Source organism: Streptomyces botrytidirepellens, from assembly GCF_003721215.1.
In the GTDB taxonomy this organism is placed as follows: domain Bacteria; phylum Actinomycetota; class Actinomycetes; order Streptomycetales; family Streptomycetaceae; genus Streptomyces; species Streptomyces himastatinicus.
This window is the reverse complement of record NZ_RIBZ01000828.1, coordinates 1-15,981: the sequence shown is the minus strand read 5'-3', so window position 1 is coordinate 15,981 and position 15,981 is coordinate 1. Positions and strand designations below refer to the sequence as shown.

Genomic DNA, 15,981 nt, shown 5'->3' with positions numbered 1-15,981 from the left:
GCCGCCCGTCGGCCCGCTCGCGGGCCCCGGCCTCCCGCAGCTCCGCCAGCGCGGTGAGCGCGCGGCGGGCGTGCGGCAGCAGCAGGGCGCCCTCGTCGGTGAGGGCGACGCCCCGGGTGCGGTCGAAGAGGCGTACGCCCAGCAGCGCTTCCAGCCGGCGAAGCCCCTGCGACAGCGGCGGCTGGGTGATGCCCACGCGCTGCGCGGCGGCGCCGAAGTGCTGCTCCTCCGCCAGCGCGACAAAGATTTCCACGTGCCGTTCGGTCAGCAACGAGCCCCCCTGACATGCCCGGATATCCAAATGGAATCACGCGGAAGTCGAGAGTGTATTCGACATGGCGAACGGCCGCGGTCTTCACTGACGGCGTGCGACTCCGGCACGACTCCCGTCACACCGACCGTCACACCGACCGTCACACCGACCGTCACACCACGAGAAACGAGGACCGCCCGTGCAGCACATCACCCCACGCCCCGCCGCCCCGTCCCGCCGCCGCGCGCTGGCCCTGGGCGCCGGTACGGCCCTGGCCGCCCTGGTGGCCGTACCGTCCGCCGCGTCCGCCGCGTCCGCGGTGTCCCCCGCGGAGATCACCCGGCAACTGCGGGCGCTGGAGGAGGAGTACGCGGCCAGGCTGGGCGTGTTCGCGTTCGACCCGGCCACCGGGGCGACGGTGGCGTACCGCGCCGAGGAGCGCTTCCCGATCTGCTCCGTGTTCAAGGCGCTCGCCGCCGCGGCGGTCCTGCGCGACCTCGACCGCGACGGCGAATTCCTCGCCAAGCGCGTCCACTACACCCAGGAGTTCGTCCGGAAGGCGGGCTACGCCCCGGTCACGGGCAAGCCGGAGAACATCGAGGGCGGGCTGACCGTCGAGCAGCTGTGCGCCGCCGCCGTGAGCGAGAGCGACAACGCCGCCGCGAACCTGCTGCTCAGCGACCTGGGCGGGCCGACCGCGATCACCCGCTTCTGCCGTTCCCTCGGCGACGGGACGACCCGGCTCGACCGCTGGGAGCCGGAGCTGAACACGGCCGAGCCCTGGCGGGACACGGACACCACCAGCCCGGGCGCCATCGGGAAGACGTTCGCCCGTCTCGTCCTCGGCCGTGCGCTCACCCCCGAGGACCGCGAGCGGCTGACCGGGTGGCTGGTGGCGAACACCACCAACACCGAACGGTTCCGCAAGGGCCTGCCCGCGGACTGGATCCTGGCGGACAAGACGGGCGGCGGCACCCAGTACGGGGTCGCCAACGACGTGGGCGTCGTCTGGCCACCGGAGCGCACCCCCCTGGTGCTGTCGGTGCTCTCCACCAAGTACGACCCCCAGGGCCCGACGGACAACCCCCTGGTGGCCCGGGCCGCCGCCCTGGTGGCCGACGCGCTCGTCTGAGCCTGCGTGAGACAGCCGCGTCAGATCACCGGCGGGCGGCCCAGCCTCGTCATGCGCCACACCGTGCGCCACCGCATGGGCCGCCGGGTGCCGCACGGGGTGCGGACGCCCTCCAGGAAGCCGCCCGCCCAGGCCCGCAGCCCGTCGAGGGCGCGGGTGCGGGCGAGGGTGAGGAGGGTCCACGTACCGAGGTAGACGGGGACCAGGGGCAGCGGAAGGTGGCGGCGGGCGAGCCAGACGCGGTTGCGCGCGGTCATCCGGTGGTAGACGGCGTGCCGGGCGGGGGAGGTGCGGGGGTGCTGGAGCAGCAGTTCGGGGGCGTACAGCACCTTCCATCCGGCGTCGAGCGCCCGCCAGGCGAGGTCGGTCTCCTCGTGGGTGAAGAAGAACTCGTCCGGCCAGCCGCCGATCCGCTCCAGCATCGGCACGGACAGGGCGTGTCCGCCGCCGAGGAAGGTGGTCACCTCGCCGCCGCGCATCGGGTCGCTCGCCCGGAGCCGGGGGACGTGGCGGCGCTGGGTCTCGCCGGTCTCGTCGGCGATGCGGAAGCTGACGATGCCCAGCCGCGGGTCGTCCGCGTACAGGTCGCGCACGGTACGGAACACATCGGCGTCCACGAGCAGCCCGTCGTCGTCGAGGTCGATGACGACGTCGACGTCACCGAAGTCGCGCAGCCGCTGCCAGGCGACGTTGCGGCCGCCGGACACGCCGAGGTTCTCGTCCAGCTCGACCGCGGTCACCCCGTCCGGCATCTCGGGCAGCGGGGAGCCGTTGCCCACGACGACGATGCGGGTGGGCGGTACGTCCTGTTTCGCGACCGACTCCAGCAGGGCGGCCACCTCTCTGGGCCGATTGCCCATGGTCAGGATGGCGACGCCCAGACGTGGTTCGGACACGGCGGAACTCCAGGGGGTTGGTTACGGTGAGGTGATCGTAACCAGACGCCGAGGCGGCCTGTCGAAACGCAGCGCATGTTCATCGACATACGCAAAAGCGGTCATTCGTCGAGCGCGGAGAGCGCATTCTTTGCAGCGCTGATCGCTCCGTCGCGGACCACCTTGGACGAGGGGGCCTTGTGGCTCTCGAAGTCGCCGCCGTTGTAGGTGGCCACGATGGTCGCGTTGTCCTTCTGGACGGTCACCACCGCCTCGCGCACCTGCTGGTCGTCGTCGCTGGTGATCTTGTCGTTGACGGTCGCCTTGTCGCCGAGCCCGGACACCGGGTCGCCGGAGCCCGCGGGCGCCCGGCCGGTGACGTCGAAGCTTATGTCCAGCCAGCGGTAGTCGAAGCCGTCCAGGGCGTGCCAGGAGCAGCCGGAACGGCGGTTGAGGTCGCTGGACTTCAGCTCGTTTCCGCTGGTCTTCGCGCCCGGCACCAGCTTCTTGACGGTGGCGGCCGGGAGCGCGGCGCAGGCCTCGGCCGGCGGCTTGGCGTAGCGCCCCGCCGTGCTCGCGCCGCCTCCGCCCCCGTCCGGGGCGATCCCGGACCCGCCCCCCGTCGGATCGGCGGCGGACGGGGTCGGGGAGGCGTCGGCCGCCTGGGGGCGCGTGTCGTCCGCGTCGCCGGAGCCGGAGGTGGTCATGGCCACGCCTGCCACGGCGAGGACGGCGACGGGCAGGATGCGGGCGACCAGGGTGAGCGGGAGAGAACGCAATGCGGTCTTCTTCGATCGTGGGCGGTCGGATCTGCGGTCGAGCTGGGGTCGATCTGTGGTCGATTTGTGTTAAATCTAAGGGCGGGGTTGATCTCTTGGGGTGAATTTCCGCTCGGTCACATTATTCGATCAAGCGGGGGGTTATCTACGATCGGTGACGACCCATTGCCCGTCAGCCGCGACCGATGTACGGCATCCCCGTCGCCAGTACCGTCGCGAACTGCACATTCGCCTCCAGCGGCAGCGAGGCCATATGCCGCACGGTACGTGCCACATCCGCCACGTCCATCACCGGCTCGGCCACCACCTCCCCGTTCGCCTGGAGTACACCGGCCCGCATCTGCCCGGTCATCTCCGTCTCCGCGTTGCCGATGTCGATCTGTCCGCAGGCGATGGAGTACGCCCGCCCGTCCAGCGACAGCGACTTGGTCAGCCCGGTCAGCGCGTGCTTGGTCGCCGTGTACGCGATGCTGTGCGGGCGCGGGGCATGGGCGGAAATCGAGCCATTATTGATGATCCTTCCGCCCTGCGGATCCTGATCTCGCATCAGCCGGAAGGCGCCCTGTGCGCACAGGAAGGCGCCCGTCAGATTGACGTCCACGACCGCCTGCCAGTCCTCGGGGCGGAGGTCCTCAACCGGCACCCCGCGCGGGCCGAAGCTGCCCGCGTTGTTGAACAGCAGATCGAGCCGTCCGAAGCGGTCCCGTACGGCCGCGAAGAGCGCGTCCACCCGCTCGGGCCTGCTCACATCCGTCGGCACGGCGAGGACCGAGGGGCCGTCGCCCGCCCGTCGCGCCGTCTCCGCGAGGGTCTCCTCGCGGCGCCCCGCGAGCACCACCGACCAGCCCGACTCGTAGAGTTCGAGCGCCACCGCCCGGCCGATCCCGGAGCCCGCGCCCGTCACCACGGCGACCTTCGACACCACCGGCACACCATCGCTTCGGTCCATGGGGCGGCAGCGTACGCCACGTCACATCCCTGCTCCCGCAGGGTGGATGGCGGCAAACGTCCTATCCGGAAACGGACCTCACCCAGCCGACATGTGTGCGTCGTGTATAGGCAAGCGTGTGGCTTCCCCCTGACACTCCAATTCCTCTGACGCCACGAGCCAGGGGAGAGCACATGGCACACGCCGCACATCAGCAGGCGATACGAGCCGCGGCAGCACATCTGGGCCGCCGCCGCTTCCTCACCGTCACCGGAGCAGCCGCCGCACTGGCCTTCTCCACCAACCTGCCCAGCGCCCAGGCCGCGCAGGTACGTACGGACGCGCTCACCGAAGACCCCTTCACGCTCGGCGTGGCATCCGGCGATCCACTGCCCGATGCCGTCGTGCTGTGGACCAGACTCGCGCCCCGCGCCTACGAGCCGGGCAACGGACTGCCCGAGGAAGGCGCCGTCCGGGTCGAGTGGCAGATCGCCCGCGACGAGCACTTCAGCCGGGTGGTCGCGCGCGGAACCGCCACCGCACACGCCGAGTTCAACTACACCGTGCACGTGGACGCCAAGGGGCTCGAACCCGACCGCGTCTACTGGTACCGCTTCCGGGCCGGCAAGTGGACCAGCCCCGTCGGCCGCACCCGCACCACCCCGTCGCACGGCGCCAAGATCCGTGACATGCGCTTCGGCCTGGTGTCCTGCCAGGCGTACCACGACGGCTACTACACGGCCCTGAGGCACCTCGCGGGCGAGGACCTGGACGCCGTCTTCCACGTCGGCGACTACCAGTACGAGTACGCCGTCAGCGCGGTCGGCGGCGCCCGCAACTACACCGACCGCACCCTCCCCGCGCACTTCAACACCGAGACCATGACGCTCGGGGACTACCGGCTGCGCTACGCCCTCTACAAGTCCGACCCGGACCTCCAGGCCGCCCACGCCGCCTTCCCCTGGTTCGTCACCTGGGACGACCACGAGACCGAGAACAACTACGCGGGCGACGTCGACGACAACAACGATCCGCCCGAGGAGTTCCTGATCCGCCGGGCCGCCGCGTACCGGGCGTACTGGGAGAACATGCCGCTGCGCATGCCGCAGCAGCCCGACGGCCCCGACATGCGGCTCTACCGGCGCTTCCACTACGGCCGGCTCGCCCAGTTCGACATCCTCGACACCCGCCAGTACCGCTCCAACCAGGCGTACGGCGACGGCTGGCAGTACCCCGGCCCCGAGTCCGAGGACCCCTCCCGCACCCTCACCGGCGCCACCCAGGAACGCTGGCTCCTGGACGGCTTCCGGCGCTCCACCGCCACCTGGAACGTCCTTCCGCAGCAGGTCACCTTCTCGCAGCGGAAGAACACCACCGCCGACCGCTCCAAGCTCTCCATGGACGCCTGGGACGGCTACCCCGCCTCCCGCTCCCGCGTCCTGGCCGGTGTCGAGCAGGCGGGCATCGAGAACTTCGTCGTCCTGACCGGCGACGTCCACGTCCACTACGCCCTCGACATCAAGAAGGACTTCAACAACCCGTCGTCCCCGACCTTGGGCGTCGAGTTCGTCGGCACGTCGATCACCAGCGGCAAGGACGGTGCCGACAAGCCGGCCAACTGGTCCACGATGACCACCGCCAACCCGCACATGAAGTTCTACAACGGCCGCCGCGGCTACGTGACGGTCACGCTGGACGGCGATCAGGCGCGGGCCGACTACAAGACGGTCTCCGCGGTCACGACCCCGGGCGCACCGCTCACCACGGCGGCGTCGTTCGTCAGCGAAGCCGGCAACCCCGGGCTTCAGCAGGTCTGACCGGTGAGAGCCCGCGGCGCCGAAACCGGTGCCGCGGGCTCAGCCCCGCCACGGTGGCCTCAGCCCTCGCCCGGGTAGCGGACGCCGATCTTGGATCGGGCCGTGTCCAGGGTGCGCATCACCGCCAGGGTGCCCGACAGGGGGACGAGGGGGGATTCGCGTTCGTCCGCGCGCAGGCAGCGCATCACCTCGGCTGCCTCGCGCTGGTAGGCGCGCAGGCCGTCCGGGGCCGTGAACTCCTCCGGGGCGTGGCCCGGGCGGTGCAGGACGAAGTGGTCGGGGTGGAAGAAGCCACGGGGGAACTCGATGCGGCCCGCTGAGCCCGTCACCGCCGCCGACCTGGGCGTATCGGCGGTGAGGGAACAGCTGAGGAGGGCCACCGCGCCGCTGTCCCAGCCCAGCAGCAGGCCCGTGTTCACGTCCACGCCCTCCGGGGACAGTTCGGCACGGGCCTGGACGTCCGACGGCTCGCCCAGCAGGAGCTGGGCGAAGGACACCGGGTAGACGCCGAGGTCGAGCAGGGCGCCGCCGCCCTGGGCCGGGTCGCGCAGGCGGTGGGCGGGGTCGATGGGGCCGGGGAGGCCGAAGTCGGCGTGGACCGCGCGGACCTCGCCGATCGCGCCGTCCCGGACGAGGGCGGTCATGCGCCGGACGACCGGATCGCAGTACGTCCACATCGCCTCCATCAGGAAGCGGTCGTGGGTCCGGGCGAGGTCGACCAGCTCGCCCGCCTCGCGTGCGTTCAGGGTGAACGCCTTCTCGCAGAGCACCGCGCGGCCCGCCTCCAGGCAGAGGCCGGCGGCGGTGCGGTGGGCCGCGTGCGGGGTAGCGACGTATATCACGTCGAGTTCGTCGTCGGCGGCCAGCTCGGCCCAGCTGCCGTGGGAGCGGGGTATCCCGAACCGTTCCGCGAACCGCTTCGCGGCCTCCGGGCTGCGCGAGCCCACCGCCATGACCTGCGCTTCTTCCATCGCCAGCAGATCTTTCGTGAACGACGCGGCGATCCCGCCGGTCGCCAGGATCCCCCACCGCACGGGCTCGCTCTTCGGTCCGGACATCCTCACCCCTGGCTTATTCGGTCGTGAGCACTCCAATTCAGCTGAGAGCATAGACAACGATTCAACGACTCATGGAAGGCAAGCATGCAGCAGCCCGGCCTCACGGCCGCCGCTCCCGACCGGGCCCACAGACCCGAAACTTCTTCTCCATCCCCCTCCTCCGCCGCCGCGCCCGAGGTCACCGCTCCGTCGACCGCACAGCGCCGCGCGAGCCTCCTCGTCACCTTCGTCCTCGGCGGGCTCACCGCTCTCCCCGCCCTCTCGATGGACATGTACCTCCCGGCCCTGCCGGAGGTCACCGACGCGCTCCACAGCTCCGCCGCCACCGCCCAGCTCACCCTCACCGCCTGTCTGATGGGCATGGCGCTCGGCCAGCTCGTCGTCGGCCCGATGAGCGACAAGTGGGGCCGCCGCCGTCCCCTCCTCATCGGCATGGTGATCTACGTCATCGCCACCGCCATCTGCGCCTTCGCGCCCACCGCCGGGACGCTCATCGGCTTCCGGCTGCTCCAGGGGCTCGCCGGCTCGGCCGGGATCGTGATCGCCCGTGCCGTCGTCCGCGACCTGTACGACGGCATCGCGATGGCCCGCTTCTTCTCCACCCTGATGCTGATCTCCGGGGTCGCGCCCATCGCCGCGCCCGTGATCGGCGGCCAGATCCTGCGCTTCACCGACTGGCGCGGCGTCTTCGTCGTCCTGACGGTGATCGGCGCCCTGCTCACCCTCGTCGTCTGGCGCTTCCTGCGCGAGACCCTGCCCCCGGAGCGCCGCCACGACGGCGGGCTCGGTGAGACGCTGCGGACGGTGCGCGGGCTGCTCGCCGACCGCGTCTTCACCGGCTACATGCTCGCGGGCAGCTTCGCCTTCGCGGCCCTCTTCGCCTATGTCTCCGGTTCGTCGTTCGTCGTCCAGGAGATCTACGGCGCCTCGCCGCAGACCTTCAGCCTGCTCTTCGGGCTCAACTCGATCGGCCTCATCGGCATGGGCCAGGTCAACGGCCGCATCCTCGTCGGCCGCGTCAGCATGGACAAGGTGCTCGGCGTGGGGCTGGCGACGATCGCCCTCGCGGCGACCGCGCTGCTGGCCCTGTCCGCCGGGGTCTTCGGCGACGTCGGACTGGTGCCGGTCGCGGCCTGCCTGTTCGTTCTCATGTCGTCGATGGGCCTGGCCATGCCGAACACCAACGCCCAGGCGCTGATGCGCACCCCGCACGCCGCCGGTTCCGCGTCCGCGCTGCTCGGCACCTCCACCTTCCTGCTCGGGGCCGTCGCCTCGCCGCTGGTGGGGATCGCGGGCGAGACCACGGCCGTGCCGATGGCCGTCGTCCAGCTGGTGTGCGCGCTGGCCGCCATGGGCTGCTTCGTGGGACTCTGCCGCCCGTGGCAGCGACGCACCAAGCAGAGCGTGACGGTGGCCTGACCCGCCTTCTGCGCACCGTGGAGGCGCTCCCCGAGGGGGAGCGCCCCTGGTGCGCGGGCGCGGTGGTGACCGCCGGGACGAGCGCCGGGCCCCTGACGGAGGGCGCCTTCGGCTGGGCGGTGCGGTACGCCGCGTACGACCGCGAGCTGCCGCGCGCGCAGTGGGTCCCGACGCAGGCCGGTACGGTCTTCGACCTCGCCTCGCTGACGAAGCTGTTCACCGCGATCGTGGCGGTGGGCTCGCTGGAGCGCGGGGAGGTCGCGCTGGACGCCCCGGTCGCCGCGTACGCCCCCGAGTGCACGGCCGCCGCCGACCACGGCATCACGGTGCGGCAGCTGCTCACCCACCGGTCCGGGCTGATCCCGGAGCTGCCGCTGTACGAGTACGACGGCGACGAGGCGCGCTGGGCTCGGCTGTACGCCGAACCGCCCGCCACCCCACCCGGTGCCGCCCGCCGCTACTCCGACCTCAACCTGTTGCTGATGCAGCGGGTGCTGGAGCGGGCGACCGGCGGCTCGCTGGCCGACCTCGTCCACGACCGCGTCACCGGCCCGCTGGGCATGGCCTCCACCCGCTTCCGCCCGCCCGGGTCCTGGCTGCCGCGCATCGCCGCGACCGAGGACCAGCGGCGCCCCTGGGGCAAGCTCGACCGGGGCATGCTGCGGGGTGTGGTGCACGACGAGAACGCGTACGCGCTCGGCGGCGTCGCGGGCCACGCCGGGCTCTTCTCGACCGCGGCCGACCTGGCGGCGCTGTGCCGCGCGCTGCTGGCGGGCGGCGGGCCGGTGCTCTCGCCCGCCTCCGTGGACCTGATGCTGGCCGCGCCCGGGCTGGGCTTCGAGGTCGACCAGCCGTGGTTCATGGGCGAGTTGGCGGGCGCGGGCGCGGCCGGGCACACCGGGTTCACGGGCACCAGCCTGGTGCTGGACCGCGCCCGGGACTGCTACCTGATCCTGCTGGCCACCACCGTCCACCCGCGCCGCCGCCCCGGCGACAGCGCGCCGCGCGCGGCGGCGGCCACCGCCCTGGCCCGCGCCCTGGGCTGAATCACTGCTCGTCGGGCGGCGGCCAGGTGTCGCCCCAGGCGGCGTCGCGGGCCGCGCGGTAGAGGGGGCCGTGGCGCTTGGTGAGGGTACGGCGGGTGAGGCCCTCGTCGGGGGTGCACAGGTCCAGGAGGACCTGGCCCTTGCGGGTCTGGGGGTGGCGGGTGACGCGGGACGCGGGCTCGGAGGCCGCGGGGAAGCGGGCCGCCGCGACGTACGCGAACTTCTCGTCCTCGTGCCCCAGCGAGCCCCCCTTCACCTGGCGGTGCAGCGACGAACGGCTCACCCGGGCCGCGAAGTGGCACCAGTCGGCGCCCGGTTCGATGGGGCAGGCGGCACTGTGCGGGCAGGGTGCCAGGACGTGGAGGCCCGCCGCCACGAGCTGGTCCCGGGCCTCGCGGACGCGCAGATAGCCGTCCGGGGTGCCGGGTTCGACGAGGACCACCGCCTGGGCCGTCCGGGCCGCCTCGCCGACGACCGCGCGGCGGTCGGACGGGGTGAGTTCGCCCAGGACGTAGGAGACGGTGACGAGGTCCGTCGCGTCGGGGAGGGCGAGGTCCGCGGTGAGGGCGCGGCGCTGCCACCGGGCGTCGCGCAGCGGGGCGGCGGGGGACTGCCGGGTCAGTTCGCGGCCGAGGGCGAGGGCGGGTTCGGCCCAGTCCAGGACGGTGGTGCTGTGCGCCCCGGCCGGCCACGCGGCGGCCACGGCCCAGCTCGCCGCGCCCGTACCGCCGCCGATGTCGAGGTGGGTGGCGGGGGCCCAGTCGGGGGCGCGCTCGCGGAGGGCGTCGAGGGCGGCGCGTACGGCCTCGAACGTCGCGGGCATCCGGTACGCGGCGTACGCGGCGACATCGGAGCGGTCGCGCAGCACGGGCGCGTCGGTCGGGGTGCGGCCCCGGTAGTTGGCGATCAGCCGGTCGACCGCCTGGGCCGCCTGGCGGGGCGGCAGTCCGTCGAGGAGCCCGGCGAGCGCGGTGCGCAGCGTCTCGGCGGTGGGGGCGGCGTGCGGGGCGTGCATTCCGTGGATTCTACGGGGTGGGCGGCGGGGAAAGGGCAGGAGACGATGCGTATCGTCTAGCGGACGCCTTCGCTACATTGACCGGCATGGCCGGAAAAGCAGTTCCCAACGCGACCCGCCGCAGTGAGCGTTCGCACCGCGCGATCCTCGACGCCGCGCTCGAACTCGTCGCCGAAGTGGGCTATCCCAAACTCACCATCGAGGCCATCGCCGCCCGCGCCGGGGTCGGCAAGCAGACGATCTACCGATGGTGGCCCTCCAAGGCGGCCGTCCTGCTGGACGCCTTCGTCGCCCTCGGCGAGCGGGCCGCGCAGGAGGCGGAGGGGCCGGGGAGTGAGGCGCCGTACGCGTTCCCCGACACCGGCGACCTGGAGGCCGACCTCAAGTTCGTACTGCGCGCAACGGTGGACGAGCTGCTGTCGCCCACGTACGACCTGCCCTACCGGGCGCTGGCCGCCGAGGGCATCGTGAACCCGGAGATCGCCGCGGAGTTCGTCAGCCGGGTCATGGAGCCGTCGGTGCAGCTCTACGTGGAGCGGCTGCGCGCCGCCCAGCAGGCCGGACAGGTCGCGGCGGACCTCGATCCGCGGGTCGCCGTGGAGCTGGTGACCGGCCCGGTCACGGCCCGCTGGCTGCTGCGGACGCTGCCGCTCACGCACGCGTACGCGGACGCCGTGGTCGAGATGGCGCTGCGCGGCCTCAGCCCCCGCTGAGCCGCGCCCGGACGGGGGTGGTGATCATCAGGCTCGGCGCGTCGGTGATGATCCCGTCGCACCCCAGCCGCACCATCCGGTCGCGCTGCCCGGGGGTGTTGACGGTGTGCGCCCACACATGGGGCACACCGGAGGCCACGGCCCGCCGTATGTCCGCGTCCCGGGCCCGGTAGTCGACGTCCAGCAGGTCCACGAACCCGCGCCACTCGCCCGGGCGGTCGTGGCGCATCTGCCCGGCGGACCGCCACAGCTGGGCCAGCAGCCCCATCCGGTGGGCCTCGCGGGCGACGTCCGGGTGGTTGGAGTTCACGTAGACCGAGCGGGTCAGGCCCCGGTCACGGATCATGCGGGCCAGCTCGGGCAGCCCGGCCGGGTCCTTCGTCTCGACCATGAGCGTGGCGCGGCCGCCGAGCCGGTCCAGCGCCTCGGCCACCGTCGGCGGCCGCTCGGGCTTCCATGCGCCGCGCAGGGCGGGGGCGGGGCGAAGCCGTACGGTGCGCCACTGGGCGGCGGTCAGCGCGTTCACGGGCCCGGCCTGGGACGTCGTACGGTCCAGCGTCGCGTCGTGCATGACGACGAGCGTGCCGTCGCGCAGGGAGCGGATGTCGAAGTCGAGGACCTGGGCGTCCTTGCGGGTCAGGGCGGTGGTCAGCCCGGTCATGCTGTTCTCGGGGACTTCGAGGGCGCCGCCGCGGTGGGCCGTGTAGATGATCCGCGGGGGTGCGGGGACGGCGGCGGGTAGATCGCCGAAGCGTCGTTCCGGCAGGTGTGCGGCGGGGGAGGTGGCCGGACGGGCGGTGGGGTACGCCAGGACGGCCGCCGGTATGGAAAGGGTGAGGACCGCCACACCGGTCAGAAAATACCTGGTGATCATAAAGGGAACGCTAGGGGTGCTCGTTCGGTTATGTCCTGATATCGACACCCGGACGTGGGTCCCGTCGTCACCCCGGATGCGGACAGCGGTCACCTCGGGAGCAGGATGGTGGCAGCATTGATCGGGTACCGGCGGTACCGCCGGTCGCGGCGGTGAAGCGAGGCGATAGATGGAACGCAAGAGCAGGTTCACCCAGTGGCTGCGCCGGTCGAGAAGCGCGACGGGCGGCGATACCGGCTCGGGGGCGGGCGCCGCGAGCGCCCGCGAGGACCTGCTCATGGCCGCGGCCGCCGCCGGATTCCCGCTCGCGCCCGCCGCGTACCCCTCCGGCTACGGCTGTTCCTGCGACCGCATCGGCTGTCCGACCCCCGCCCGGCACCCCGTCTCCTTCGCCTGGGCGACCCAGGCCTCGGCCGACCCGGAGAAGGTGCGTCACTGGCTGCGCGCCGATCCGCAGGCCAACTTCATCACCGCCACCGGCCTCGTCCACGATGTGCTCGACGTCCCCGTCGAGGCGGGGCGGCAGGCCCTTGAGCGACTGGGGGCCTCGGACGTCGAGGTCGGGCCGGTCGCGACCAGCGGCGGGGATCGTCGGCAGGGGCGGATGCTGTTCTTCACGGCGACGCGGGGCACGCCGGAGGACGAGGACGAGTGGTGGCCGTGCGAGCTGGACTGCCACCCCGAGACGATGGACGAGCATCCGGGGCTGCGGTGGCATTGCCGGGGCAGCTATGTGCTCGTGCCGCCTGCCCGGTTGCCGGGGGATGGGCGGGTGGCGTGGCTCCTCGGGCCGGAGCGGCCGTTGCCGGATCCGTTGACGTTGCTGGAGGCGTTGACCGATGCGGGGCGCTTTGCCGCGGAGGCGGACGAGGGGCATGAGGCTGAGGCTTGGCCGATAGGGCGGTAGCGGTTTTCTTAGGTTGCGGTTTCGTTGCCGGGTGCGGGCCGGTGGCCGGTTTGTGCCCACCCGTTCCGCCCCGCGGAACGATTGCCCACAAACCGGCGGAACCGCTGCCCACAACCGGTCTATTCGCCCTTGGCTCCCGTTACGCCTTCCAGGCGGTTCAGGAAGACCACCTTCGGGTCGGCCGCGTCCTTCGCGGGGACGCGGACGGCCGACTCGGCGACCCGGGTCAGCGTCACCGCCCGCTTCGGCTCGCCCGTCATCAGCGCCTTGACCTGCGGGTCCGGGTTGGGCCGGAAGCCCTTCGCCATGGTCTGCTTCTGGCGGTGGTGCGAGGTGAAGAAGACCACCGCACCGCCGTCCTCCGTCCGCAGGCCCACCGGCGCCTCGGCGCCGCCCCCGGCCGCCGCGGTGTCGATGTACTGCGTCCAGAACTTCGGCGTCTTCTTGAACTTGTCCCGCGAGTCCCGGAGCCCCGTCGTCGCCGAACCGTCCGCGAACGTGTCGCCCTTGCCCGTCATCAGGTAGTCGGCGTAGTCGCGGCTCAGCTTGTCCGGCCGGACGGCGAGCCGGGGCGCCGGGCCCGCGGCCTTGACCGGCTTGGCCCAGCCGTCCTTGTCGGTCGCGAAGGCCGGTACCTCGTCCTGGCTGAGGATCGACAGGTACGCGGCCTTCCACGGGTCGTCGGCGCCCTGGCGGGTGAAGACGACCAGCCACCGGTTGGAGTCCCGGTTGCTGTCGGTGTCCGCCACGAAGAACTTCGGCCACCCGATCTGCCGCGGGATGTGGAAGGTCGCGTCGGACAGCTTCAGCGCCGGGTAGTTCGGGTTGCCCTGCGGGGAGTTGGCGTGCTGGGCCTTGAGGTCGGCCCTGCTGATGGCCTCCAGCGGGCCGGTCTCCACCTCGCTCGCCACGGACGGATCCAGTTCGCGGTACGCCTTGTTGTACGTGGCGGTGAACTCCTTGAGCGCCTCGGCGGCCTCAGCCTTGTCCACCGACGGGATGTTCTCCCGCTCGCCGTGCACCGTCATGCACCCCGTCAGCGTCATCCCCAGCGCCAGCACCGCCGCTGCGCTCGGAAGGACGGACGGCCGGCGGGGTGACCTGCGTGTCATGGGGCTGCGGCTCCTTCGGGGCTGCGTTGGACGGCGCCACCCTACCCGGGGCGAAGAAGAAGGTCAGCGTGGGGACCAGATACAGCAGCCACACTGTGACCTGGAGCCACGTGGGGTCGGGCTGGAAGTTGAAGACGCCCTTGAGCAGGGTGCCGTACCAGGTGTCCGGCGCGATCGTGGAGCTGATGTCGAACGCCCGGGAGTGGAGCCCCGGAAGCCAGTTCGCCTCCTGGAGGTCGTGGAAGCCGTACGCGAGGACGCCCGCCGCCACCACGACCAGCATGCCGCCCGTCCAGGTGAAGAACTTCGCCAGGTTGATCCGTAGTGCGCCGCGGTAGAACAGCCAGCCCAGCAGCACCGCGGTGACCAGGCCCAGGGCCACCCCGATCAACGGGTCCGCCGAGCCGCCGTTGCTCGCCCGCACCGCGGCCCACACGAACAGGGCGGTCTCCAGGCCCTCCCGGCCCACCGCCAGGAACGCCGTGGCCACCAGCGCGCCGGTGCCCATGGCGAGCGCCGCGTCCAGGCGGCCGTGCAGTTCGTGCTTGAGGTGGCGGGCGGTGCGCCGCATCCAGAACACCATCCACGTCACGAGGCCGACCGCGATGATGGACAGCGAGCCGCCCAGCGCCTCCTGCGCCTCGAACGTCAGCTCCTTCGAGCCGAACTCCAGCGCCGCGCCGAAGGACAGCGCCAGCGCGACCGCCGCAGCGATGCCCAGCCACACCGGCCGCAGCGCGTCCCGGCGGTCGGTCTTGACCAGGTAGGCGACCAGGATGCACACGATCAGGCTGGCTTCGAGCCCTTCGCGCAGCCCGATCAGGTAGTTGCCGAACACGGGGTTCGCCTTCCTCTCGTTCTCGGTCCGGTCAGGTGAACAGCGCCCGGCCCCACCAGTCGTCCGCGTCCCGGACGCCCGGCGGGATGGCGAACAGCGCCGAACCCACGTGCTGGATGTACTCGTTGAGCGCGTCGGTGCGCGCCAGCCGCCGCTGGAGCGGTACGAAGCCCTCGCGCACGTCGTGCTGGTACGCGAGGAAGAACAGCCCCGCGTCCAGCCGCCCCAGACCGTCCGTACCGTCGGTGAAGGAGTAGCCGCGGCGCAGGATGCGGATGCCGCCGTTGGAGTCCGGGTGGGCGAGGCGGACGTGCGCGTCGGGCAGCATCGCCTTGAGGTTGGGCGCATCGCGCTCGTGCTGCTTGCCGTACGGCGCGCCCTCGCCCTTGTCCCGCCCGAACACGTCCTCCTGCTCCTTGAGCGAGGTGCGGTCCCAGGTCTCGATGTGCATGCGGATGCGGCGCGCCACCAGGTACGAGCCGCCCGCCAGCCAGGCCGGGCCGGCCTTCTCGCTCACCCACACGTGCTTCTTCAGGGCGGCGGCGTCGGTGCCGGAGATGTTCCGGGTGCCGTCCTTGAAACCCATCATGTTGCGCGGTGTCTGCGCGTCCGGGGTGGTCGAGGACGTCTTGCCGAAGCCCAGCTGCGACCAGCGGACGGCGACCTTGCCCATGCCGATGCGGGCCAGGTTGCGGATCGCGTGCACGGCCACCTGCGGGTCGTCGGCGCACGCCTGCACGCACAGGTCGCCGTCGCTGCGGGCCGCGTCGAGGTCGTCGCCGGGGAAGACGGGCAGGTCGATCAGCGCCTCGGGGCGCCGCCCCGCGATCCCGAACCGGTCCTTGCCCTTGTTGTCCTTGAAGAGGGTGGGGCCGACCCCGAAGGTGAGGGTGAGCCGGGACGGCTTGAGTCCCAGCGCCTCCCCGGTGTCGTCCGGCGGCGCCTCGACGAGGTCGCTGACCGCGCCGTCGCCGACCGCGTGCCCCTGCGTCATCCGGGCCGCGGCCTTCGTCCACTCCTTGAGCAGGTCGATCAGCTCGGCGCGGTCGTCGGTGGTGACGTCGAAGGCCGCGAAGTGCAGCCGGTCCTGGACGGCGGTGGCGATGCCCGCCTGGTGCGCCCCGTGGAAGGGGACGGCGCCGCCGCTGTCGCCCACCGGCCGGGCGTCGTCGCCGGTGCCGGTGAGCGCGGCGGCCGTGCCCCCGGCGGCCGCGG

At 72.3% G+C, this 15,981-nt stretch carries 16 protein-coding genes; 6 read left to right on the top strand and 10 right to left on the bottom strand.

The window, feature by feature from the left end:
* Positions 1 to 253 (bottom strand): LysR family transcriptional regulator (locus tag EEJ42_RS42880; RefSeq protein ID WP_425473058.1); only part of this gene is annotated, 253 nt, incomplete at its 3' end.
* Between the two features lie 199 nt (positions 254 to 452).
* Between EEJ42_RS42880 and bla the strand changes: the two genes are divergently transcribed.
* Positions 453 to 1,385: a class A beta-lactamase gene (gene bla, locus EEJ42_RS42875; protein ID WP_123107550.1), complete on the top strand. Its 933-nt coding sequence runs from the start codon at positions 453 to 455 to the stop codon at positions 1,383 to 1,385.
* Between the two features lie 20 nt (positions 1,386 to 1,405).
* Here bla and EEJ42_RS42870 read toward each other — a convergent pair whose 3' ends face one another.
* From EEJ42_RS42870 to EEJ42_RS42860, 3 genes are all read right to left on the bottom strand, one after another.
* The gene (locus EEJ42_RS42870) at positions 1,406 to 2,281 is read right to left on the bottom strand and encodes a glycosyltransferase family 2 protein (RefSeq protein WP_123107549.1); all 876 of its coding nucleotides are present in this window, start codon (positions 2,279 to 2,281) and stop codon (positions 1,406 to 1,408) included.
* A gap of 101 nt (positions 2,282 to 2,382) precedes the next feature.
* A complete protein-coding gene (locus tag EEJ42_RS42865) occupies positions 2,383 to 3,039 on the bottom strand; it encodes a hypothetical protein (protein ID WP_123107548.1) in 657 nt (218 codons plus the stop codon).
* A gap of 172 nt (positions 3,040 to 3,211) precedes the next feature.
* On the bottom strand, positions 3,212 to 3,988 hold the full coding sequence (locus tag EEJ42_RS42860) for an SDR family oxidoreductase (protein ID WP_123107547.1): 777 nt from the start codon (positions 3,986 to 3,988) through the stop codon (positions 3,212 to 3,214).
* 173 nt (positions 3,989 to 4,161) lie between these two features.
* Between EEJ42_RS42860 and EEJ42_RS42855 the strand changes: the two genes are divergently transcribed.
* The gene (locus EEJ42_RS42855; RefSeq protein WP_123107546.1) at positions 4,162 to 5,784 is read left to right on the top strand and encodes an alkaline phosphatase D family protein; all 1,623 of its coding nucleotides are present in this window, start codon (positions 4,162 to 4,164) and stop codon (positions 5,782 to 5,784) included.
* Between the two features lie 59 nt (positions 5,785 to 5,843).
* Here EEJ42_RS42855 and EEJ42_RS42850 read toward each other — a convergent pair whose 3' ends face one another.
* Positions 5,844 to 6,842, bottom strand: coding sequence for a Gfo/Idh/MocA family protein (locus EEJ42_RS42850; RefSeq protein WP_123107545.1), 999 nt, complete (start codon positions 6,840 to 6,842; stop codon positions 5,844 to 5,846).
* A gap of 84 nt (positions 6,843 to 6,926) precedes the next feature.
* Between EEJ42_RS42850 and EEJ42_RS42845 the strand changes: the two genes are divergently transcribed.
* Positions 6,927 to 8,261, top strand: coding sequence for a multidrug effflux MFS transporter (locus EEJ42_RS42845; protein ID WP_123107544.1), 1,335 nt, complete (start codon positions 6,927 to 6,929; stop codon positions 8,259 to 8,261).
* Positions 8,222 to 9,307 (top strand): serine hydrolase domain-containing protein, encoded by a 1,086-nt coding sequence (locus EEJ42_RS42840; RefSeq protein ID WP_425473057.1) that lies wholly within the window; start codon positions 8,222 to 8,224, stop codon positions 9,305 to 9,307. The genes EEJ42_RS42845 and EEJ42_RS42840 overlap by 40 nt, the downstream gene beginning before the upstream one ends.
* 1 nt (position 9,308) lies before the next feature.
* On the opposite strand, the gene EEJ42_RS42835 is transcribed toward EEJ42_RS42840, so the two are convergent.
* Complete coding sequence (locus EEJ42_RS42835) at positions 9,309 to 10,322, bottom strand: small ribosomal subunit Rsm22 family protein (RefSeq protein WP_123107542.1); 1,014 nt, start codon at positions 10,320 to 10,322, stop codon at positions 9,309 to 9,311.
* Positions 10,323 to 10,408: 86 nt separating this feature from the next.
* On the opposite strand from EEJ42_RS42835, the gene EEJ42_RS42830 reads away from it, so the two are divergent.
* The gene (locus tag EEJ42_RS42830; RefSeq protein ID WP_123107541.1) at positions 10,409 to 11,035 is read left to right on the top strand and encodes a TetR/AcrR family transcriptional regulator; all 627 of its coding nucleotides are present in this window, start codon (positions 10,409 to 10,411) and stop codon (positions 11,033 to 11,035) included.
* Here the strand turns inward: EEJ42_RS42830 and EEJ42_RS42825 are convergent.
* On the bottom strand, positions 11,022 to 11,909 hold the full coding sequence (locus tag EEJ42_RS42825) for a glycerophosphodiester phosphodiesterase (RefSeq protein ID WP_123107540.1): 888 nt from the start codon (positions 11,907 to 11,909) through the stop codon (positions 11,022 to 11,024). The two genes, EEJ42_RS42830 and EEJ42_RS42825, sit on opposite strands and share 14 nt — an antisense overlap.
* A gap of 169 nt (positions 11,910 to 12,078) precedes the next feature.
* On the opposite strand from EEJ42_RS42825, the gene EEJ42_RS42820 reads away from it, so the two are divergent.
* A complete protein-coding gene (locus tag EEJ42_RS42820; RefSeq protein ID WP_123107539.1) occupies positions 12,079 to 12,816 on the top strand; it encodes a bifunctional DNA primase/polymerase in 738 nt (245 codons plus the stop codon).
* A 119-nt stretch (positions 12,817 to 12,935) separates the two neighbouring features.
* Here EEJ42_RS42820 and EEJ42_RS42815 read toward each other — a convergent pair whose 3' ends face one another.
* From EEJ42_RS42815 to efeB, 3 genes are all read right to left on the bottom strand, one after another.
* Positions 12,936 to 13,862 (bottom strand): SCO2278 family lipoprotein, encoded by a 927-nt coding sequence (locus EEJ42_RS42815; protein ID WP_484422027.1) that lies wholly within the window; start codon positions 13,860 to 13,862, stop codon positions 12,936 to 12,938.
* The gene (gene efeU, locus EEJ42_RS42810) at positions 13,795 to 14,766 is read right to left on the bottom strand and encodes an iron uptake transporter permease EfeU (RefSeq protein ID WP_123107537.1); all 972 of its coding nucleotides are present in this window, start codon (positions 14,764 to 14,766) and stop codon (positions 13,795 to 13,797) included. Before efeU ends, EEJ42_RS42815 begins: the two co-directional genes overlap by 68 nt.
* 31 nt (positions 14,767 to 14,797) lie before the next feature.
* Positions 14,798 to 15,981 (bottom strand): iron uptake transporter deferrochelatase/peroxidase subunit (efeB, locus tag EEJ42_RS42805; RefSeq protein WP_246097730.1); only part of this gene is annotated, 1,184 nt, incomplete at its 5' end.